The sequence below is a fragment of the uncultured Phycicoccus sp. genome (assembly GCF_947495705.1).
Classification (GTDB): Bacteria; Actinomycetota; Actinomycetes; order Actinomycetales; family Dermatophilaceae; genus Phycicoccus.
The window spans coordinates 32,733-53,016 of record NZ_CANLZR010000015.1 but is presented as its reverse complement, the minus strand read 5'-3'; the positions used below and the strand labels follow the sequence as shown (position 1 = coordinate 53,016).

Below are 20,284 nucleotides of genomic sequence, written 5' to 3'. Positions count from 1 at the left end.
AAGAACCCGACAGACTGACCCAAGAGCGTCAAGGATCAACCGACCTAGAACCGTCAAGAATCACCCGAAGTCCTACAGCCCCACCGGACACCCGGGCGATCGTGGGTGAAGAACGGCGCCCGGCCGACGGTTCTCACCCACATCCCACGCTTGTCCGGTCGCTCAGGCCCGCAGGACCTCGCCCGTCCGCAGGAACAGGTCGGCGGCGTGCTCGCGGGACCGCCCGATGGCCGTCAGCCCGATTCGGCCGTCCACCTCGAGCCCCAGCAGCATGTGCATGACCACCCCGACCCCCGTGACGGGGTCGAAACGCAGCCCCGCGGCGCGGACAGCGTCCAGCACGTCGCGGGCCTCCCGGCCGCGCCAGGCGGGGTCGACCAGGTTGTCGGTCGCCTCGTAGAAGCGGCTCGACCCGTCCCGCGTCACCCAGCGGGCCGCCGCCACGTCGTACCGGCCGGGCACCAGGGAGCTCAGCGCGTCGAGCGGATGGGTCGTGCCACCCTTGCGCAGGTTCATCTCGAGGGCCGCGATGCGCCACGGCTCGCCCGGCGCGGACGAGACCGCGAAGTCGACGCTGAGCCGGCCCAGTGCTCCCCGCCGTGCCAGGGTGCGGGCCGCCGCGAGCCCGTACTCCCCGAGGCGGGCGGCGTACTCGTCCGCCGCCGGGAACGTGCACCCCTGGTACACCTGGCCACCCTCCCCGCCGAGGACCTGCTCGTGGGTGGCGAGGACCTGCGGCGGCCCGTCCGGGACGAGGTCGACCTGGACGCTCGGGCTCGCGAAGCGCACCCCTTCGACGAGCTCCTCGACGATGCCACCCTCGGCGAGGTCGGCCACGTACCAGTCGGGGAAGGCCGCGACGCTGTCGCAGGGCCGGTCCTCCTCGTCCCACCGCAGCACCCGGTTCCCGTCGCCGGCCCCGCTGTCGTCGGTCTTGACCACCACCCCGTGGCAGCCCGGCAACGACCCGCGCAGGTCCGCGACCGCCGCCAGCACCGCCTCGGGGCTGCGGACGTCCTCGACCCCGACGGGGACCGGCACCCCGGCGTCCCGCAGCAACCGGCGCCCGGCGCTCTTGCGCGCCAGCACCTCCAGGTGCGGCGCCGTGCCGTTGACCGGCATCCCCAGCGCGTCGGCGATCCGCACCTCGTCGCCGGTGACGTTCCACGGGTCCAGGAACGCCGGCCGGTCCCCCACCCACTGCCGCAGCCGCTCCACGAGGTCGGGACGTGCGAGCAGCTTGGCCGACAGGGCCCGCGGTGACGGGTCGCCCACGGCGAGCACCCGGAACCGGCGGCGGCAGTCGGCACGGTCCCGGGCCGGCAGCAGGTCGAGGTAGTCGTCGACGACGTCGGCTGAGGGGGCGACCGAGCACACGAAGACCAGCTCGCAGTCGCGGACCCGGGCCAGGCGCGTCAGACCGAGCAGGTAGCGGTGCTCGAGCACCGGCAGGCGGGCGCCGTAGTGCGCCAGCAGTGACGCCGCGATGCTCAGCGAGGGCAGCGAGACGACGACGTGCGGGACCCCCGACCCCGGCCGGTGGGCACGCAGGGCGGCGGCCAGCCGCTGCTGGTTCTCGTCCCAGGCCACGCAACCACCTCGGTCCTGCCGTCACCCCCGCATCCAGCGTGCGCCTCCCCGACCGGTCGGGCAAGGGACCTTGGGCCCCGGCCCGCCACCCCCGGCCGACGTCCTCGGGCCCGGACATCCCGCGTGACAGCATGGCCGGATGAGCGACGACGCCCGCAGACAGCGCTGGGAGAAGGCCGGCGAGTGGCCCCTGACCTTCGCCGCCCTCGTCTTCCTCCTCGCCTACGCCTGGCCGATCCTCGACCCCAGCCTCTCGACGACCTGGGTCACGACCACCGAGGTCGTGTCGTGGGTGGCCTGGGCGATGTTCGCCGTCGACTACGCGGTCCGGCTGCGGCTCGCCTCACACCGCGCCACCTTCGTCCGCAAGAACTGGCTCGACCTCCTCGTCGTGCTCCTCCCCCTGCTGCGGCCGTTGCGGCTCCTACGGCTCGTCACGCTCCTCGCGGTGCTGCAGCGCAAGGCCGGCGGGTCGCTGCGCGGCCGGGTGTCGGTGTACGTCGCGGGCGCCGCCGTCATGACGATGTTCGTCGCGAGCCTGGCCATCCTCGATGCAGAACGCGACCGTGCAGGCTCGAACATCGAGGGCTTCGGCGACGCCATCTGGTGGGCGGCCACCACCGTGACGACCGTCGGGTACGGCGACCAGTACCCCGTGACCACCGCGGGCCGGTTCGTCGCGGCGGGCCTGATGCTCGCGGGCATCGCGCTCATCGGCGTCGTCACCGCCACCCTCGCCAGCTGGCTCATCGAACGGGTCGAGGAGATCGAGGAGACCGCGCGGACCGCCACCGAGCAGGACGTCCGGGCCCTGTCCGAGCAGATCGCCCGGCTCCAGGCCACCGTCGACGACCTGCGCGCCGACCGCGCGACCTAGCTGTCGAAGCCGATCCCCACGGCGTCCATCGCCTTGAGCCACAGGTTGCGCCGCCCAGTGCGGTCCTCGGCCGCCAGGCTCGCCCGAGTGACCTTGACGCCGAGTCCGCGCAGCGGCTCCGGGGGGAACGGCAACGGCTTGCGCCGGACCATCCCGAGGCGGGTCACCTCGGTGTCGCGGCGGTCGACGAGGTCGAGGGCCACCCGCGCCCCGAACCGGGTCGAGGCCACCCCGAGCCCGGTGTAGCCGACGGCGTACGCGAGCCGCCCGGCGAGCGCCGTGCCGAAGACCGGGGTGAAGCGAGACGTCGTGTCGATGACCCCGGCCCACCGGTGCGTGATTCGGATGCCCTCGAGCTGCGGGAAGATCGCCAGGAAGTGCGCGGCCAGGAGGTCGTGCGAGGCCGACTGCTCGTAGCGCGCGTCGATCCGGCCCGGGAAGTGGTAGTTCGCGTCGTACCCGCCGAACAGCACCCGGTCGTCGAGGGTGCGGCGGTAGTAGTGGAACTGGTTGCCCGCGTCGGTCAGCCCCTCACGCCCCTCCCAGCCGACCGACGCCAGCTGCTCGGCGGTCAGCGGTTCGGTCATGAGGACGTGGTCGTAGACGGGCAGGGTGTACCACGCCAGCCGCTTGAGAACGCCGCGGAAGGCGCCGGTGCCGACGACGACCCGGCGCCCGCGCACGCTCCCCCACTCGGTGCGGACGCGCACCCTCGAGGTCTCCTCGTCGAAGCCCGTGACCGCGGTGTCCTCGTGGATCCGGACGCCGAGCCCCTCGGCCGCCGCCGCGAGCCCCCAGACGAGGCGGGCCGGGTCGACGAGGCCGACGGTGGGGTCGAGCATGCCGCCGAGGTAGCGGGGCGAGTCCACCCGCGCCCGGGCCTCGCCGGCGTCGAGGAGCGACACCGGCACGCCGTGGGCCCGATGCAGGTCGTACGCCTCGCGGACGGTGCCGACCTGGCGCTCGTCGAGCGCCATCGTCAGCTCCCCCGGCACGTGGAGGTCGGCGTCGATGCCGTACGTCTTCACGGACTCCACGAGCCCGGCGAAGTTCTCGGCCCCGAGGCGCTCCAGCGTCCCGACCTCGTCGGGCCAGCACGCCAGGCCCTGCGCAAGGCCGTGGGTGAGCGACGGCGACACGAACCCGCCGTTGCGGCCCGAGGCGGCCACCCCGAGCCGGCCGCGCTCGAGCACGACGACGTCGCGCGTCGGGTCGTCCTCCTTGGCCTGGATCGCGGCCCACAGGCCGGTGAAGCCGCCGCCGACGACCACGAGGTCGGCGCGGTGCCCGCTCCCCGTGAGCGCGGGGCGCGGCGTCGGCCGCAGCGCGGGGCGGTCGGTCCAGTACACGTCCGGGACGGCGTCGGCGAGGGCCGCGCGCACGGCAGCGGGGGCGGACGAAGGCATGACAGGCATCATCCACCACCGCATCCGGCAGGTCTCGGAACGGTCACGATCAGGACCCGATCGTCGGGTGCTGTTTCCCAGCGGGGGCCTCGCGCAACTAGGTTCAGGAGTATGAGCGAGCCCCTGGTCGTCCTGTCGGGCGTCAACAAGCACTTCGGTGACCTCCACGTGCTGCAGGACATCAACCTCACCGTGGACAAGGGCGAGGTCATCATCCTCATCGGCCCCTCGGGCTCCGGGAAGTCGACGCTCTGCCGCACGATCAACCGGCTCGAGACCTTCGAGTCGGGCTCGATCACGATCGACGGGACCGAGCTGCCCGAGGAGGGCAAGCAGCTGGCCGCGCTGCGCGCCGACGTCGGCATGGTCTTCCAGTCCTTCAACCTCTTCGCCCACAAGACGATCCTCGAGAACGTCACCCTCGGCCCGATCAAGGTGCGCGGGATGAAGAAGGCAGAGGCCGAGAAGCGCGCCATGGAGCTGCTCGAGCGGGTCGGCATCGGCCACCAGGCCGAGAAGTACCCCGCGCAGCTGTCCGGCGGGCAGCAGCAGCGCGTCGCGATCGCCCGCTCACTCGCCATGGACCCCAAGGTCATGCTCTTCGACGAGCCCACGTCGGCACTCGACCCCGAGATGATCAACGAGGTGCTCGACGTCATGGTCGAGCTGGCGCAGAGCGGGATGACCATGGTCGTCGTCACCCACGAGATGGGCTTCGCGCGCAAGGTCGCCAACCGGGTCGTCTTCCTGTCCGACGGCAAGATCGTCGAGGAGGCCACCCCCGAGGAGTTCTTCACCAACCCCAAGAGCGATCGCGCCAAGGACTTCCTCGGCAAGATCCTCAGCCACTGACCCCCCAACGGCCGACCGGCCGCCCGAGCGACCACGAGTCGCCCAACACAGGAGGAACCTGATGAAGACCAACCGGATCGGACTCGTCGCCGCGGCGGCGGTCCTCGCGCTCACGGCGAGTGCCTGCGGTTCCGACGACGGAGGCTCCGGTGGTGGCGACACCGGCGGCGGCAACGGCGGCGGCGACAGCATCAAGATCGGCATCAAGTTCGACCAGCCGGGCCTCGGCCTCAAGCAGGGCAACGACTACACCGGCATGGACGTCGACATGGCGAAGTACGTCGCCGGCGAGCTCGGCTACGAAGAGGACGCCATCGAGTGGGTCCAGGCCCCCAGCGCCCAGCGCGAGAACCTCATCTCGACCGGCCAGGTCCAGCTGATCTTCGCGACGTACTCCATCACCGACGAGCGCAAGGAGAAGGTCTCCTTCGCCGGCCCGTACTTCGTCGCCGGCCAGGACCTCCTGGTCCGCGCCGACGACAGCTCGATCACCGGCCCCGACACCCTCGACGGCAAGAAGCTGTGCTCGGTCACGGGCTCCACGTCGGCGCAGAAGGTCAAGGACCAGGTCCCGGGCGTCAACCTCCAGGAGTTCGGCACGTACTCCGAGTGCGTCGCGGCCCTGGTGTCCAACGGCGTCGACGCGCTGACCACCGACGACACCATCCTCGCGGGCTACGCCTCGCAGCCGCAGTACGAGGGCAAGCTCAAGGTCGTCGGCCAGACCTTCTCCGAGGAGCGCTACGGCGTCGGCCTCAAGAAGGACGACACCGAGCTGTGCCAGCAGGTCACCGACGCCATCAACAAGATGATCGAGGACGGCTCGTGGCAGAAGGCCGTCGACGACAACCTCGGCAAGGCGGGCTACACCCCGGGTGCGGGCAACCCGCCCACCCCGGACGCCTGTTCCTGACCGACGCTCGCCGCGCGTGACACCGCCCGCCCCGAGCGGGCGGTGTCACCGCGCAGAGCACGAGCCCCGGCCGAAAGGTGAGCGATGGGCGACATCCTCCGTAACTACGACATCCTGGGCGCCTTCTGGGTGACCATCCAGCTGTCGGTCCTCTCCGCAGTCGGCGCGCTCGTGATCGGCACGGTCATCGCCGTTCTGCGGGTCTCCCCCGTGGGCATCCTCCGAACCATCGGCTCGCTCTACGTCAACCTCATCCGCAACACCCCGCTGACCCTCCTCATGGCGTTCAGCATCCTCGGGATGACCTTCATCCTCGGGCTGCAGCTCGACGAGCAGGCGACGCGCAACGCCTACTGGTGGGCCGTCATCATGCTCGCCGTGTACCACGCGGCCTTCGTCTGCGAGGCGCTGCGCAGCGGTGTCAACACGATCCCGGCCGGGCAGGCCGAGGCGGCCCGCTCCATCGGGCTCACCTTCGCGCAGTCGATGCGCGAGGTGCTCCTCCCTCAGGCGTTCCGCGGGTCCATCGCCCCGCTCGGGTCCGTCCTCATCGCGCTCATCAAGAACACCACGGTCGCCGCCGTCATCCTCGGCACCGCGGAGTCCGCCGGGCTGCTGGCGGAGATCACCGAGAACGAGGGCGCGAGCCTGCCGACGTTCTTCATCTTCGCGCTCGGCTTCGTCATCCTCACCCTCCCGATCGGGATCGCGACGACCAACCTGTCGCGACGTCTGTCGGTGAAGCGATGAGCGCCGAGACCGTCCTCTTCGACGCGCCCGGGCCCAAGGCCCGGCTGCGGCACCGCATTCTCACCGGGGTCGGGGCCCTCCTCGTCCTCCTCGCCCTGTGGGTCGTCTACCGCAAGATGGACTCCGCCAACCAGCTGCAGGGCTTCATGTGGGAGCCCTTCGTCACCGACAAGGCCGTCTGGACCGCGTACCTCCTTCCCGGCCTCTGGGAGACGGCGAAGGCCGCGGCCGCCTCCGTGGTCCTGGCCGGCGCCTTCGGCATCATCTTCGGCATGGGGCGGCTCTCGCCCTTCCGGTCGGTGCGCTGGGTCAGCAGCGTCGTCGTCGAGTTCTTCCGCTCGGTGCCGGTCCTGCTCATGATGGTGTTCTTCTTCTTCGGCTACTTCGCCACGGCGTCGTGGCTGCCCAACCAGTACGCCCCGTTCGCGGCGGTCGTCCTCGCGCTGACGCTCTACAACGGCTCGGTCATCGCCGAACTCGTCCGCTCGGGCGTGCACTCCCTGCCGAAGGGCCAGTCAGAGGCCGGCATGTCGATCGGGCTCACCGACTTCCAGACGCTGCGCATCGTCCAGCTCCCGCAGGCCCTGCGCGCCATGCTGCCGGCGCTCGTGGGCCAGCTCGTCGTCGTGCTCAAGGACACCGCGCTCGGCACCGTGGTGCTCTACCCCGAGCTGCTCACTTCCGCAAAGACCCTGGGCTCGGCGTACGCCAACACCGTGCCCGCCTACCTCGTCGCCGCGTTCCTGTTCATCGTCATCAACTACCTCCTCACCCGGCTCGCGAGCTACGTCGAGGGCTTCATGCAGCGCAAGAAGCGCTCGGCCGGCACGCCGATGGCAGCCGCGTCCGCCGCGGGACCCGCCTGAGCACGAGGACGACCCCACGCAGAAGGGCCGGGACCGCATGCGGTCCGGGCCCTTCTGGTCGGTTGGACTCGAACCGACGTTCCCTCCAGTTGGCCTCACGTGGACTCAATGGGACTGAGCATGCCTCTCAGCTGCACAAATGAGTCGTTCCCCGACACAGAGCCGGATGGATGACCTCACCGCGGCGGTGTTCGCAACGGCCGACCGCCGACCTCCATCACCTCGACGACACCTTCGATGATGTGGACTGATCAGTCCGACGCATAGTCCACCTGGGGGGTTTCAGCCGTCCGCGGCAGGGCCCTAACGTCAGGATGACGGCGCGCGCCTCAGGTGCGGACAGCGCGCTCACGCGTCGCCGACGGTCCACGGAATGGAGTCCGCTGTGGCCACTGTCCCGACCGCACCTGGTAGCCCCACGACCCCCGCACCGATGCACGGGAAGAGCGGGTCGGAGCTGGCGGCCGATGGCGGGGACCCTCGAGGCCACATCGGCCGGGTCACTGCGGGCTCATTGGTCGCCGGCCTTCTCGGCGGTCTGCTGTTGGCGTTCATCCCGGTGGTCCCCGCCCAGGAACCCCGCATGACCGGCGCGCTGCTGTGTGGGTTTGCTCTGGGCTGGGCGATGCTGGCGGTGTTCTCGGTGCGCTTCACCGATCAACCGCAGCGGTGGGCCCTCGTCCCGTCGGTGTTCATGGGGGTGGGTGGCCTGCTTCTTCTGGCCTTCGGCTCCTGGACCACCGGCGTGCTCAGCTGGGTGTGGCCGCCGGTGTTATTGGCCATGGTGGCGTGGATGGTGGTCCGAGTGCGTCGAGACCTGCACAGTCGCAGCGGGAGGGTGCTGCTGTACCCGGTGCTGGTCGTGCTGGCTCTCGCTGCCGTCGGGGGCGTCTACCAGGCCCTGGGCGCCGCTGCCGATGCCAGGGCCTACCCGATGCCCGGCCAGCTGCTCGCGGTTGACGGGCACCGACTGCACCTACAGTGCACCGGGTCAGGCAGTCCCACGGTCGTGGTCCAACCCGGCGGTGGTGAGATGTCCTCGAACTGGGCCTGGATCGCACCAGCCGTGGCCCGCACCACCCGGGTGTGCGTGTACGACCGGGCAGGTCGAGGGTGGAGCGAGCCGGCGGACACCGCCCAGGACGCCGAGCAGATATCGGCCGACCTGCACACCCTGCTGCAACGCGCGAACGTGCCAGGGCCGTACGTGGTGGCCGGGCATTCCTTCGGAGGGCTCTACACGCTGACCTTCGCCGCCCGCTACCCCGACGACGTCGCCGGGATGGTGCTCGTCGACTCAACGGCACCGACCCCGGGTGCGACCCCGACCGCGCCCCGCTCCGCGAGCTCGTATGACGTGCTGGGCCGGGCCTCGGCGTTGCTCTCGGGCAGTGCCCGCGTGGGACTGAGCCGCCTGTACGCGACGACCGAGGCCGGCACACTGCCACCGCGTTCGCGCGGCCAGGTCCGAGCCAGCATGGCAACGCCAGAGGGTGTGCGCAGCACGATCGATGAGTACATCCAGGCCGGCGCCTCGGCTCGGGAGGCCGCGTCACTCACGGACCTGGCCGCGACGCCACTCGTGGTGCTGACGGCCGGCGTCGGCAGTGCCCCCGACTGGTCCACCAAGCAGGACCGGCTGGCCACGTTGTCGACCAACACCTCGCACCGCACCGTGGAAGGGGCCGCCCACGCGGAGCTGGTCGCGAACGAGGCCGACGCAGCCAATACGACCCAGGCGATCCTTGACGTGGTCGCAGCCGTTCGGAGCAACCAACCGCTGGCTCGGTAACGCACGGGTGTCCACCGGGATCGTGGACACCGCGCGTCCGTCGGCCTCGCGACAGCGACTGCGCTTGGTCCTACAGCCCGATCATGACGGCGTTGCGGACGGCGTCGTTCACTGCGTGCGCCAGAGCCGGTCCGGCCAGGTTCCGGCTGCTCCGCCAGGCAAACGACAGCGGAACGCCGAGCAGGACATGGACGACGACGAGCTCGGCGACCACCAGCGGCAGGGGCAGGTTCACCAATGAGACGGGCAGGTGCCACAGCCCCCACAGCGCCGAGACGAAGACCGCGGACTGCCAGCCACGTGAGTCGCCGCTGTGATGCAGGTGCGCATCCAGCGCTCCACGGAACGCGACCTCCTCCAGCAGGAACGTGGCAGGGAAGTACAAGGCGGTGTACTTGACCAGGGCGCCCAACGCCGCCAGCGCCGGCAGCGGCGTCCCGGTCACCACGTGCACGATGCCGAACACGATCGCAAATCCGCTCGCCCCGATGGCGATCGGCAAGGCTGCCGAGCGCAGCGCGCCGAGGACGGTGCCGGCCCGCAGCGAGAAGGCTGCTGCAACCGCGCCGGCGACAGCGGCCATGTTCCAACCGAACAAGGTCCAGTCGGCGGCGGCCGCCGCCTGGATCGCGTAGAACACCGGGACGACGGCCAGCACCATCGCCATGGCCACGCCACGACGGCTCAGGGCGAACCGACTGGTGTCACCCGCGAACAGCTCGCGCAGCGGGCGGCGCCGCACCGCGAGCTGGAACACGGCGGTGAGCGGGACACCCAGCAAGAGGTAGCCGTTGGCACTCAGCCGGAACAGGTAGCCGATCGTCATCCACACCGCCACAAAGGCGACTGCTTCGACCAGCCGCCTCCGGCGGCAGCTGTCGCGGCCCTGCAGACGCGTGGTGTTCGTCGTGGTCGCGGGCTGCAGGCTGTCCAGAAGGGTCATGGCCGTCATCTCCGTTCAGGATGCGAGAGAGCTGAGTCCGCCTTCTCGTGTTCCCAACCCTGCTCGTCCGGCAGACCGCTCGCCCCGGCACAACGGCCGGGATCCAGTCAGGTTGAACGGGTCCGGTCACTCGTCGAACGGGGCCAACCTGACGGCGGTGGTGAAAGCCCCGTACTGGCGAAGCAGGCGAGCCCGGCCTTCAGGCACCCGGGCGGCTTCGTCCGCCCACGCCCGGGCGAAGTACTTCTTGAACCCCTCGCGCGGGTGGTCGGTCACCGCGCTATCGAGGACGCTTGTGGGCAAATCCCAGGAACGGATACCAACAACGTCGACCCCAGCGCCTGCGGACAGCAGGTACGCGACGGGGCCTGCGTCAGGGGTGACGTGGGGGCTGTGGTGCATGGTGATGGCCGTCTGCAGCGTCTCGGTGGCTGCTGTGGACAGGCCGACCTCTTCTGCGACGTCCCATGCCACCCGCGCGGACGCCAGGGTGAAGTCGTCGGTACCCGCAGCGAGGACAAGGCCCGTGTCGTGCAGCAGCGCGGCGGCGTACAGCAACTCGGTGTCGACGTCGATGCCCTCGAGCTCGCCGAGTGCGCGTCCGAACGTGTACGTGCGATGGCTGTGCCCCAGCAGAACCGATGGGAGGACGCGGGTGGCGGCGTGCGTCGCCGCTCGGGTCAGGGCCGAGTCGGGCGCAAGCAGGCGCGACGGCGCGAGGTGGGCGTTGCGTCCCGGGTGCAGGTGCACGGCCAGGCGCACTCGCCCGACCGCGTTGGCCGCATGGACCCGGACGACGTCGGCCAGCAGCCCTCGTCGCTGCCCGCGCTCCAGTCGGCCGCCGGTGCGGCGACTCCAGTCGATGGTTCCCAGCGTCGGTTCGACGTTCATCGTCATCTCTCATCCGGTCCTGGGCACGGGCCCGCAATGTCGTTGTCAGACTTCGACTGTGTCACGCGACGCACGGGCTCGCCCCGGTCAAGTGGCCGGGTTCGAGTCCGCGTAACAGACCCTCTCCTGCGCGCCGACCCGAGCGGGAGCAGTCGCCGGAAACGGGCGCGCAATCCCGGCCATGTGACCGGGGCGAGCGACCAGCGTCCACCGCGACCGTGGGGTGTGTGGCCGACCGCACCGGACGGCCAGGAACCGGAAGACCACCATGCGCACCTTCACAGCCAGCACGATGCCGGTCTCGACCCGCCCGCCCGCACCGCCGACGGGCCCGTTCGCCCGCATCACCCTCGCGTCCATGTCCGCTGGCGCCCTCGCGGGCGCCGCCAGCACGTTCGTCGTGCTGCCGTCGGCGTCGGAGGCCCGAGTCGTCGGCGGGGCGCTCGTTGCGTTCGCCGCCGGTTGGGTCCTGTTCGCCTCGCTCACCACCCGGTACACCAACCGTCCACAGACGTGGGCATACCTGCCTGCGGCAGCTCTCGCCGTCAGCGGCGCCGCCATGGCGCTGCTCGACCCCGGTGAGCCCGCGATGAGCCGCCTACCGTGGGTCTGGGCGCCCGCGCTCGTCGCGCTCGGCCTGTGGAGCGTGTGGCGCACCCGTCGTGACCTGCCACGCCGCGTGGCCCGGCTCATGGTCTACTCCGTCGCCGCCCTCGTGGTCGCGGCTGGGCTTGGTGGCGTGGCCCAAGTCGCTGTCGGTGACCCCCAGACCGCTACGGGTCCGGCGCCGGGTCGGCTCGTCGACGTGGGCGGGTACCGCCTGCACCTGCACTGCGTCGGCACCGGCGCCCCCACCGTCGTCCTGCTCAACGGGCTCGGAGAGACGTCGCCCCAGTGGGCGCGCGTCCTTCCGCCTGTCGGCGACAAGACCCGCGTGTGCGCGTACGACCGTGCAGGCCAGGGCTGGAGCGAAGACTCGTCGAAGCCGAGCGACGCGACCACCGCCGCCACCGACCTGCACGAGCTCCTCACCGTCGCCGGTGAGAGCGGCCCGTTCGTCCTGGTCGGACACTCCTCCGGGGGTGTCCACGCCATGACCTACACACACCTGTACCCCTCCCAGGTGGCTGGGCTCGTCCTGCTCGACAGCGCCAGCCCGAACCAGGCCAAGGTCGTCACGTCGTTCAACGGCGAGTACCAGGTCATGCGCCGGGGCCTCGCGGCCGTGCCGACCCTGTTCCGCTTCGGTGTCGGCCTCCTGATGCAGGCCCTGGGCGCCCCGGACCTGCCCGGGAACGCCGGCCGGCAGGCGGCAGCGTTCGCGGACAGCCCCCGCGGCTGGGCCGGCGAGCGCGCCGAGCAGGCCGAGCTGCCCACGGCGTTCGCTCAGTCGCAGGCCATGACCGGCTTGGGGGACCGACCGCTCGTCGTCCTCACCGCCAAGGCCAACGTCGACTCCAAGCCCGGGTGGGCCACAGCACAGGAGCAGATGGCCGCCCTGTCCACCAACAGCCGGCATACCGTCGCCGAGATGGACCACGTCGGGTTCCTCCACAACCCGACCGGTGCCGCTCAGTCCGTGACCGCCATCGCCGACGTCGTCACCGCCACCCGCACCCAGGGCTCCGTCACCGCGCGATGACCACCGCCACGCCCCTTCGAGACCTGTCTCGAAGCTCCGCTCCCGGTCATCTCACCCCTCCAGGTGACCGCCGAGGCTCGCGACGCCCAATCCTGCACCGGCGCCGGCGGCCCGGGGAGCGGCCCGCCCCAGAGGCGGGCCGCTCCGGACCACTACTTCCTCCCCCGCGCCGCCTCCCTGGGCCTGCGCACCCGCGCACTCGAATGGATGACCCCTCCCTCACCGGATCCTGTCCGTCGCCTCTGCCGCACTTGCCTGCTGACCCTTGGCGTCGCCGGCGCCCGCACATCCCTCACTGCCGCCGATTCTCCGGCTACGAGCGCCCCCGCGGCCGTGCCCCGAAGGTGACCTCCGTCAGCGACGCCACGGGCGCACGCCGTCAACCTCCAGCCCGTCAGCCGGCCAATCCCGGCCATTGCGCCGGGGCGAGCAACCGCCCACTCGACGACCGTGGGAACACGCAGACGCCAGCACCAGCAAAGGAACCCGCATGACTACCACCCTCACCGCCTCCACCGGCAGCGGCACCGCCGGAAGGGCACACACCGCTGGTGGCCGCTGGGCCGCCCTGGCCCTGCTCGTGTCCGCGCAGTTCGTGGTCATGCTGGACACGTCCATCGTCAACGTGGCACTGCCATCCATCCAGGCAGACCTCGACCTGCGGCCCACTGCCATCACCTGGGTCGTCAACGCCTACGTCCTGTCCTTCGGTGGGCTCTTGCTCCTGGCCGGGCGGGCCGCGGACCTGTTCGGCAGCCGACGCCTGCTCGTGGGCGGCTCCATCCTCTTCGCAGCCGGCACACTCCTCGCGGCGTCCGCGTCCAGCGCGCCCCAGCTCGTCGGTGGTCGCGTCGTCCAGGGCGTCGGCGCCGCCGCACTCAGCCCCGCCGCCATGTCCCTGCTCCTGCTCACGTTCGGCGGCCAGTCGCGAGCCCGCGCCATGAGCATCTGGGGCGCAGCGTCGGCGCTCGGCGGCGCAGCCGGCGTCATGGCCGGCGGCCTACTCGTCGGCGCGTTCGGCTGGGCCTCCGTCTTCCTCGTCACCGTCCCCGTCTCCGTAGCCGCCGTCGCCCTTGCCGGACGCCTCCTGCCCGAAGGCGCCCGAGGCGGCACCCGGCGCCGATTCGACTGGCGCGGCGCCGCCACCATCACCGGCGCCGTCGTCGCCCTCGTCCACGGCGCCCTCGGCATCGCCGACCACGGTTGGGCGTCTCCGACCGTCATCGCCGCCTTCACCACGTCCGCCTCACTCGCCGCCCTGTTCGTCAGCATCGAGCGCCGCACCGCCGACCCGCTGCTGCCGCTCGACCTGTTCCATTCCCGTACCCTGACCACCGGCGTCGGCCTCGCCGTGCTGGGCGGCGCTGCAAGAGCCTCCACTTTCATCCTCGTCGCGCTCTACCTGCAGCAGGCCCTCACCATGGCGCCAGCACAGGCGGGCCTGGCCATGGTCCCCACCTCCCTGGCCGGATTCGCGTTCTCCCTCAGCCTGCTGCCGCGCATCGTGCGCGCCCTTGGCCCGCAGCACAGTCTGGTCGCCGGGCTCGTCGTCCTTGCCGTCGGCCATCTGTGGCTCGCCAACGCACCCACCGCGAGCGGCTACCTCACCGCCGTCCTGCCCGGCCTGCTCCTCGTCGCCGTCGGAGTGGCCCTCAGCTTCACCCCCACGACCATGGTCATCGCCGGCGCAGTGCCCGACACTCACACCGGCCTCGCGTCCGGCCTCGCCGGGTCAGCCACCCAGGTGGGCGCGGCCCTCGGCACCGCCACTTTCACCGCCATCGGCATCTCCGCAAGCGGTCCCCTCGGCCAAACCCTCGGCACGACCGGCTTCGCTGCCGCGTTCACCGCCGCGGCCGCCGTGGCCCTTACCGCCGCTGTCCTCGGCTCCACCATCGCCCGAGCGCGGCACTGACCCCTACCCAACCCGACCATCCGGGTAGGCCATACCCACCAGTGAAAGACAGGAACACCATGAGAAACAGCAGCGCAACCACCTCCCTCCTCAACCAGGAAGTCACCATGAAGGCAGTCATCCAAGACAGGTACGGCAGCTCCGAGGTCCTGCGCGTCGACGACGTGGCCGTCCCCGAGCCCGGCGACCACGACGTGCTCATCAAGGTGCACGCCGCCGGGCTAGACCGCGGTACCGAACACCTCATGACCGGTAAGCCCTACGCGATGCGGATGGCGACGGGGCTGCGGCGACCCAAGATGCCCATCTCCGGACGGGACGTCGCCGGCACCGTGGTCAGGGTCGGCTCAGCCGTCACCCAGTTCGCTGCCGGAGACCAGGTCTACGGCGTTGCCCCAGGCTCATTCGCCGAGTACGCGGTCGGCCCCGAGAACAAACTCGCCCACAAGCCTGAGAACCTCACGTTCGCCCAAGCCGCCGTGGTCCCCATCTCTGCCGGCACCGCCCTGCAGGCACTCCGAGACGTCGGCAAGCTCCGGGCCGGCCAGGAGGTCCTCATCATCGGAGCGTCTGGTGGCGTCGGCAGCTACGCCGTCCAGCTCGCCAAGATCCTGGGAGCTCGGGTCACCGGGGTCGCCAGCGCCGCCAAGGCCGACTTCGTCCGCAGCCTCGGCGCCGACGACGTCCTGGACTACGACCGCGACGACTTCGCCGACGGCACCCGCCACTACGACCTCATCCTGGACATCGGCGGTGGCTCCTCCCTCCGGCGACTGCGCCGCGCCCTCACGCCTCGCGGCACCGTTGTCTTCGTCGGCAGCGAGAACACCGGCAACATCACCGGAATGGGCAGGCAGCTGCGCGGGGCGATGATGTCGCTGTTCGTCCGTCAGCGCCTCGCCCTGCTCATGGCCAAGGAACGCGCCAGCGACCTGCAGGTCCTCGCCGAACACCTCCAGGCCGGGCAGCTGACGCCGAGCATCGCGGAGAGCTACCCGCTGTCCCACGCGAAGGATGCGATGCGCCTCCTCGAGGCCGGCAGGGTTCGCGGCAAGGTGGTGATCATTCCTAAGGACTGATGGGTGTCGGCGTCACCAGCCGCATCTCAACGCCCGCCCGCCCTGCCGAACCCGCCGTGACAGAACGACGCCGGCAGGGCTACCAGGGTCTCCCGCTCAGGGAGGGGCGACCTGGGTGACCTCGTGGACGGCTTCACGAACGTCGTCGTCGACGAGGTCCGCGTTGATGGAGATGGCCGCAGCGGACCCCTCGCCAGCAGCGGTGATGACCTGAGCCCGCGGGTTGCTCACGTTGCCCACGGCCCATACCCCAGGAATGCTGGTGGTTCCGTTGACCCCCACCACCACCCAACCCAGGTCGTCCGTCAGGCACCCGAGCCCGGTGAGCAAAGTGTCATTGGGGACAAGGCGCGGCGGCACGAAGAGGGCATCCCTTGCTACCGTGCGACCATCGCGCATCAGGACCCCGGTCAGGTGGTCGCTCTCGACGACGACGCGGTCGACACCACCTTCGACGACGCGAACCGAGCGGGCCGCCAAGAGCGGGCGGTCCGCCTCAGCGAGTACGTCGTCAGGAGCAAACAGAACCAGGTCACTCGTCCATTGCCGCACGATGTTGGCGAACCGGGCGGTGTCCGGCCCGTTCCAGAGAACACCGAGCGCCTTGTCGCGCACCTCCCACCCGTGGCAGTACGGGCAGTGCAGCACGTCTGTCCCCCAACGTTGGCGCAGACCGGTGATGTCAGGCAGCTCGTCACGCAGGCCAGTCGCGACCAGGACCTTGCGCGCGCCGACCCGCTGACCACACTCCAGGCGGGCTTCGAACCCGGCAGCAGTCTTGACGAGTTCGCTGACGGAACCCGTGGTGATGGTCACCCCATACCCGCGGACCTCATCGCGACCGACATGGAGGAGGCCGGCCGGCGGCATGCCGTCTCGGGACAAGAACCCCTGCATGTGCGCCGCTGGGGCATTGCGCGGGGCGCCAACGTCAACCACCACCACTCTTCGACGAGCCCGGCCCAGCACCAAGGCAGCCGACAGGCCGGCAGCCCCGCCCCCCACAACCAGGACCTCGCACGACTCCATGGCAGGACTGTGGCCCAACAGCGACGGACGAGGCAATAGTCGGATGGGCCATCCAGAACCTCGAAGTCCTGGTCACCACGCAGCTCCCTTCACGGGGGGCGCCGCTGAACGCAGGGCCCAACCCCTCGCCCCCCTCTCCAGACCATGGTCGGCCTGCCGCTCGAGGCCACCGACCGCGATCGCTCGTCTGCATGATCAGACCGGCGGCTGAGGGTCGTACTGCACGTCACTGCGCACCGCACGAGCCCGGTCGGCAGTGGCGAGCCGGAAGACCAGGTGCAGGGCCATGTCGATGCCAGCGCTGACCCCGGCGCTGGTGATGACGTCCCCGTCGTCGACGAAGCGGGCCTTCGAGTCCACGTTGATCGACGGATCGAGCTCGTGCAGCAGCTCAAGGGACTGCCAGTGTGTGGCCGCGGGCCGTCCTGCCAGCACACCGGCGTTGGCGTACACCAGTGCGCCGCTGCAGACGCTGGTCATCAGCGGAACGGTCGCGCGCTGCCCGCGGACCCAGGCGAGGTGGTCTTCGTCGCGCATGAGGACCCGTGAACCCGGCCCGCCCGGGTGGATCAGCACGCTCATCGGTGGCACCTCGTCGAACGAGTGGTGGGCGCCGATCACCATGCCCTTGGCCGCGCGTACCGGACGGCCGTCCTTGGAGACGAGGGTGACCGCCCAGCCGTCCTGCGGGTAGGTGAGGGTCCAGTTGGACAGGATCTCCCACGGACCGACTGCGTCGAGCTCTTCGACGTCGTCGAACAGCAGGATGCCGATGTGCTTCGTGGTAGCGGGCGCGATGGGGCCCACGGGGACGGTGAGCGAGGTCATGGCGGAATCCTTCGGTAACGGCGTGGGGTTCTCTCGGTGAATCCACGGTCGCGCTTCGATGCAGGGCTCGCCCCGGTCAATGTGCCGGGATGCCTCTGGGAGTGGCCCCGATCAGCGGTACCGTCGGCTGGTGCTACACGGCCGCGAGCCCGAGCAAGCGCGCCTTGCTGCGTTGCTGGACCAGGCACGCACCGGACGCGGTGCCGTCCTGGTTGTGCTCGGAGAGCCCGGTGTTGGCAAGACCGCCTTGTTGCGGGACCTGACCACCCCCCGGAAGGCCGGTGAAGACGGCACCTTTCGGGTGGTTCGCACCGCCGGGGTCGAGTCGGAGTCACCTCTGCCATACTCGGCGCTGCACCGGCTGCTGCGTCCCGTCCTGGACTTCGACCGGCTCCCTCCCCCTCAGGCGCGCGCGCTGCGTCTCGCGTTCGGCGTCGAGGACGGACCCACGGTCGAGCCCTTTCTCGTCGGCGTGGCCACCCTGTCCGCCCTGACCGACGCAGCGGAACCCGACCAGCCGCTGCTGTGCGTCGTCGACGACGCGCACTGGCTCGACTCAGCATCGGCGGACGCCTTGCTGTTCGCGGCTCGGCAGCTGGCTGCGGACCCGGTGGCCATGGTCTTCGCGGCCAGGACCGGCGACACGACCCGACAACCGTTCGCCCCACCGGGACTGCCCGTCCTCGAGATCCACGGCCTCGACGACGACGCGGCCCGCCAGCTCCTCGACGAACGCGGCGGGGACCCGCTGCCGGGTGAGGTCGCGGAGCGTCTGCTGCGCGAAACGGGCGGAAACCCCCTCGCCCTGATGGAACTGCCCACCGGGCTGAGCTCGGCCCAGCTGCACGGCGAAGAGCCCCTGCCGCGACAGCTCACGTTGACCGCAGGCGTCGAACGCGCGTTCCTGGACCGGTGCCGCCTCCTGTCGCAGGAGGTGCAGACGCTGCTCCTGGTCGCGGCGGCCGACGCCACCGGGCGGGTCGCCACCGTCCGGCAAGCCGCCGCAACGCTCGGCGCCGACGCCACCGCGTGGGAGGACGCTGAGCGGTCAAACCTGCTGACGATCAGCGGTGACACTGTGGCGGTGCGGCACCCGTTGGTCCGGTCAGCCGTGTACCAGGCGGCGACCAGTTTCGAGCAGCGCCAAGCCCACCGCGCCCTCGCCCAGGCGGTCGGCCGCGACGACCCGGACCGTGCGACATGGCACCGTGCCGCAGCAGCCGACGGACCTGACGGGGACGTCGCCCACGCCCTGGCCGACGTCGCTGTTCGCGCCGAGCAACGCGGCGGCCACCTCGCTGCGGCCGACGCATTCGAGCGGGCGGCCGCACTGACGGTGAACGAGAAGGATCGGGCCACTCGACTGTTCGGAGCCGGGCGCACCGCGTGGGCGGCCGGGCACGCGGTCCGCGCCCGCGCGCTGGCCTCCTCAGCGCGTGAGCTCACGGTCGACCCCCTTCAGCGAGCCGACATCGACCGTCTCCGGGCACGGATCGAGGTCAATGTCGGCTCCGCCGTGGACGCACACCGCATCTTCACGGTCGCGGCTCGCACGGTCGCGGACCACGACAGCGGGCGCGCTTTGGAGATGGCCTGTGCCGCGGCCCTGAACCGCACGTACGGCGCCGACAGCGGCGCAACCCTCGGGGAGTCCCAGCTGACGCATCTGCTGGGCACGACCGATCAGGACACACCTCGGACACGGTGCCTGCGGCTGCTGCTGCGCACCCTCACCGCCTCCGGGGAGCAGGACTGGGGCCGCGCCACTACCGCTCTGGCGCGGGCTTTGGAGGCTGGACGCGAGGTTGAGGACCTGGACGTGATGGGCAACCTCGGCAACACCGCTCTGCACCTGGGCCACGACGAAGGAGCCCGCTTCTACTACTCCGCCATGGTGTCCACCGCCCGCGAGGCTGGTGCCGGCATGGTCGTCATCTACGCCCTCGAGCGCCTCATGTTCGGCCAGCTTCCCACCGGCGCGTGGACATCAGTGCGCAGTTCCGCCGACGAAGCCCTCAGGTTGGCGGGCAGCGTTGGACAGCCGACCCTGACCGCCGCGCCATTGGCCGTGTTGACCCTGCTGGCCGCGCTCACCGGTACTGACGACTTCGACCACCAGCTCGCGGCGTTCGAGGATGTTGCGTCCACGTACCCGTTGGGCATCATGGCCGGCCCCACGCACGACGTCACCCGGTGGGCCAAGGGCGCCCACGCCACCGCGCACGGTGACGCGCCGGGGGCACTCCACTACCTGTCGGGGATGCGCGTGCCGGCCCTGCACCGGCTGGCCGCCGTCGATCGGCTCGAGGCGGCCGTCCGCGCCGGCAACACAGAGCAGGCTCTGGCGTGGGTGGACGAGCTGACCCCGTTCGCGACCAAGAGTCAGCACGGCTGGGCGCTCGGCGCCGTCGATCTGGGCCGTGCCCTGACCTCGCGCGATCACGCGGACGCAACGGCGGGGTTCGAGCGTGCGGTCGGTCACTACCGGCACGCGTCACGGCCCTACGACCTGGCACGCACCCAGCTCGCCTATGGGGAGTTCCTGCGCCGCACCAACCGTCGCGTGGATGCCCGCACCCACCTGAGGTCGGCGCTGGACGCCTTCGCCGACCTGGGCGCGAAACCCCTGGCGGAGCGCGCCACCCAAGAGCTACGGGCATCCGGCGAAACGGCCCGCAAACGCGACCCATCCACCCTGCTCGCCCTGACCCCGATGGAGCTCAAGGTCGCCGAGCTGGTCAGCACCGGCCTGTCGAACAAGGACGTCGCGGCCCAGTGCTGGGTGTCACCGCGCACTGTCGCGTTCCACCTGCGCAACGTGTTCACCAAGGTGGGCGTCAGTTCGCGGACCGAACTCGCGCACCTCGACTTCAGCTGACCTCCTCGACGTCGCCCCGTCCGGCGCCGACGA

At 70.9% G+C, this 20,284-nt stretch carries 16 protein-coding genes; 10 read left to right on the top strand and 6 right to left on the bottom strand.

Annotated elements, in window-relative coordinates; all coding sequences use genetic code 11:
• Window positions 1-162 precede the first annotated feature (162 nt).
• A complete protein-coding gene (locus Q0963_RS16085; RefSeq protein ID WP_299448023.1) occupies window positions 163-1,590 on the bottom strand; it encodes a peptide ligase PGM1-related protein in 1,428 nt (475 codons plus the stop codon).
• A 139-nt stretch (window positions 1,591-1,729) separates the two neighbouring features.
• Here Q0963_RS16085 and Q0963_RS16080 point away from each other — a divergent pair, with 139 nt between their 5' ends.
• A complete protein-coding gene (locus tag Q0963_RS16080) occupies window positions 1,730-2,467 on the top strand; it encodes a potassium channel family protein (RefSeq protein ID WP_299448021.1) in 738 nt (245 codons plus the stop codon).
• Here Q0963_RS16080 and Q0963_RS16075 read toward each other — a convergent pair.
• Window positions 2,464-3,873, bottom strand: coding sequence for an FAD-binding oxidoreductase (locus Q0963_RS16075; RefSeq protein WP_299448019.1), 1,410 nt, complete (start codon window positions 3,871-3,873; stop codon window positions 2,464-2,466). The genes Q0963_RS16080 and Q0963_RS16075 overlap by 4 nt on opposite strands.
• A gap of 123 nt (window positions 3,874-3,996) precedes the next feature.
• On the opposite strand from Q0963_RS16075, the gene Q0963_RS16070 reads away from it, so the two are divergent.
• The 5 genes from Q0963_RS16070 (at window position 3,997) to Q0963_RS16050 (ending at window position 9,046) form a co-directional block, all read left to right on the top strand.
• The gene (locus Q0963_RS16070) at window positions 3,997-4,725 is read left to right on the top strand and encodes an amino acid ABC transporter ATP-binding protein (RefSeq protein ID WP_299448027.1); all 729 of its coding nucleotides are present in this window, start codon (window positions 3,997-3,999) and stop codon (window positions 4,723-4,725) included.
• A gap of 61 nt (window positions 4,726-4,786) precedes the next feature.
• Window positions 4,787-5,638: a glutamate ABC transporter substrate-binding protein gene (locus tag Q0963_RS16065; protein ID WP_299448017.1), complete on the top strand. Its 852-nt coding sequence runs from the start codon at window positions 4,787-4,789 to the stop codon at window positions 5,636-5,638.
• An 84-nt stretch (window positions 5,639-5,722) separates the two neighbouring features.
• Window positions 5,723-6,388, top strand: coding sequence for an amino acid ABC transporter permease (locus tag Q0963_RS16060; protein ID WP_299448015.1), 666 nt, complete (start codon window positions 5,723-5,725; stop codon window positions 6,386-6,388).
• A complete protein-coding gene (locus Q0963_RS16055; protein ID WP_299448013.1) occupies window positions 6,385-7,254 on the top strand; it encodes an amino acid ABC transporter permease in 870 nt (289 codons plus the stop codon). Before Q0963_RS16060 ends, Q0963_RS16055 begins: the two co-directional genes overlap by 4 nt.
• Before the next feature lie 583 nt (window positions 7,255-7,837).
• The gene (locus tag Q0963_RS16050; protein ID WP_299448011.1) at window positions 7,838-9,046 is read left to right on the top strand and encodes an alpha/beta fold hydrolase; all 1,209 of its coding nucleotides are present in this window, start codon (window positions 7,838-7,840) and stop codon (window positions 9,044-9,046) included.
• A gap of 70 nt (window positions 9,047-9,116) precedes the next feature.
• Here Q0963_RS16050 and Q0963_RS16045 read toward each other — a convergent pair whose 3' ends face one another.
• Together Q0963_RS16045 and Q0963_RS16040 are read right to left on the bottom strand one after the other, a co-directional pair.
• Window positions 9,117-9,998 carry a type II CAAX prenyl endopeptidase Rce1 family protein gene (locus Q0963_RS16045; RefSeq protein WP_299448009.1) on the bottom strand — a complete coding sequence of 294 codons (882 nt, stop codon included), beginning with the start codon at window positions 9,996-9,998 and terminating at the stop codon, window positions 9,117-9,119.
• Between the two features lie 117 nt (window positions 9,999-10,115).
• The gene (locus tag Q0963_RS16040) at window positions 10,116-10,886 is read right to left on the bottom strand and encodes an HD domain-containing protein (RefSeq protein ID WP_299448007.1); all 771 of its coding nucleotides are present in this window, start codon (window positions 10,884-10,886) and stop codon (window positions 10,116-10,118) included.
• Window positions 10,887-11,238: 352 nt separating this feature from the next.
• Between Q0963_RS16040 and Q0963_RS16035 the strand changes: the two genes are divergently transcribed.
• The 3 genes from Q0963_RS16035 (at window position 11,239) to Q0963_RS16025 (ending at window position 15,516) form a co-directional block, all read left to right on the top strand.
• Window positions 11,239-12,522: an alpha/beta fold hydrolase gene (locus Q0963_RS16035; RefSeq protein ID WP_299448005.1), complete on the top strand. Its 1,284-nt coding sequence runs from the start codon at window positions 11,239-11,241 to the stop codon at window positions 12,520-12,522.
• Between the two features lie 490 nt (window positions 12,523-13,012).
• Window positions 13,013-14,437: an MFS transporter gene (locus Q0963_RS16030; protein WP_299448003.1), complete on the top strand. Its 1,425-nt coding sequence runs from the start codon at window positions 13,013-13,015 to the stop codon at window positions 14,435-14,437.
• 107 nt (window positions 14,438-14,544) lie between these two features.
• The gene (locus Q0963_RS16025) at window positions 14,545-15,516 is read left to right on the top strand and encodes an NAD(P)-dependent alcohol dehydrogenase (protein WP_299448001.1); all 972 of its coding nucleotides are present in this window, start codon (window positions 14,545-14,547) and stop codon (window positions 15,514-15,516) included.
• A gap of 96 nt (window positions 15,517-15,612) precedes the next feature.
• On the opposite strand, the gene Q0963_RS16020 is transcribed toward Q0963_RS16025, so the two are convergent.
• On the bottom strand, window positions 15,613-16,545 hold the full coding sequence (locus Q0963_RS16020) for an NAD(P)/FAD-dependent oxidoreductase (RefSeq protein WP_299447999.1): 933 nt from the start codon (window positions 16,543-16,545) through the stop codon (window positions 15,613-15,615).
• A gap of 195 nt (window positions 16,546-16,740) precedes the next feature.
• Complete coding sequence (locus Q0963_RS16015; RefSeq protein ID WP_299447997.1) at window positions 16,741-17,373, bottom strand: DJ-1/PfpI family protein; 633 nt, start codon at window positions 17,371-17,373, stop codon at window positions 16,741-16,743.
• A 130-nt stretch (window positions 17,374-17,503) separates the two neighbouring features.
• Between Q0963_RS16015 and Q0963_RS16010 the strand changes: the two genes are divergently transcribed.
• A complete protein-coding gene (locus Q0963_RS16010) occupies window positions 17,504-20,251 on the top strand; it encodes a helix-turn-helix transcriptional regulator (RefSeq protein WP_299447995.1) in 2,748 nt (915 codons plus the stop codon).
• The last annotated feature ends 33 nt before the right edge of the window (window positions 20,252-20,284 follow it).

Bases quoted from the DNA above. Each gene is read 5' to 3' on its own strand.
- Q0963_RS16080 (WP_299448021.1), top strand. From the start codon at position 1,730: ATGAGCGACGACGCCCGCAGACAGCGCTGGGAGAAGGCCGGCGAGTGG.
- Q0963_RS16075 (WP_299448019.1), bottom strand. From the start codon at position 3,873: ATGCCTTCGTCCGCCCCCGCTGCCGTGCGCGCGGCCCTCGCCGACGCC.
- Q0963_RS16065 (WP_299448017.1), top strand. From the start codon at position 4,787: ATGAAGACCAACCGGATCGGACTCGTCGCCGCGGCGGCGGTCCTCGCG.
- Q0963_RS16060 (WP_299448015.1), top strand. From the start codon at position 5,723: ATGGGCGACATCCTCCGTAACTACGACATCCTGGGCGCCTTCTGGGTG.
- Q0963_RS16055 (WP_299448013.1), top strand. From the start codon at position 6,385: ATGAGCGCCGAGACCGTCCTCTTCGACGCGCCCGGGCCCAAGGCCCGG.
- Q0963_RS16050 (WP_299448011.1), top strand. From the start codon at position 7,838: ATGACCGGCGCGCTGCTGTGTGGGTTTGCTCTGGGCTGGGCGATGCTG.
- Q0963_RS16045 (WP_299448009.1), bottom strand. From the start codon at position 9,998: ATGACGGCCATGACCCTTCTGGACAGCCTGCAGCCCGCGACCACGACG.
- Q0963_RS16040 (WP_299448007.1), bottom strand. From the start codon at position 10,886: ATGACGATGAACGTCGAACCGACGCTGGGAACCATCGACTGGAGTCGC.
- Q0963_RS16035 (WP_299448005.1), top strand. From the start codon at position 11,239: ATGTCCGCTGGCGCCCTCGCGGGCGCCGCCAGCACGTTCGTCGTGCTG.
- Q0963_RS16030 (WP_299448003.1), top strand. From the start codon at position 13,013: ATGACTACCACCCTCACCGCCTCCACCGGCAGCGGCACCGCCGGAAGG.
- Q0963_RS16025 (WP_299448001.1), top strand. From the start codon at position 14,545: ATGAAGGCAGTCATCCAAGACAGGTACGGCAGCTCCGAGGTCCTGCGC.
- Q0963_RS16020 (WP_299447999.1), bottom strand. From the start codon at position 16,545: ATGGAGTCGTGCGAGGTCCTGGTTGTGGGGGGCGGGGCTGCCGGCCTG.
- Q0963_RS16015 (WP_299447997.1), bottom strand. From the start codon at position 17,373: ATGACCTCGCTCACCGTCCCCGTGGGCCCCATCGCGCCCGCTACCACG.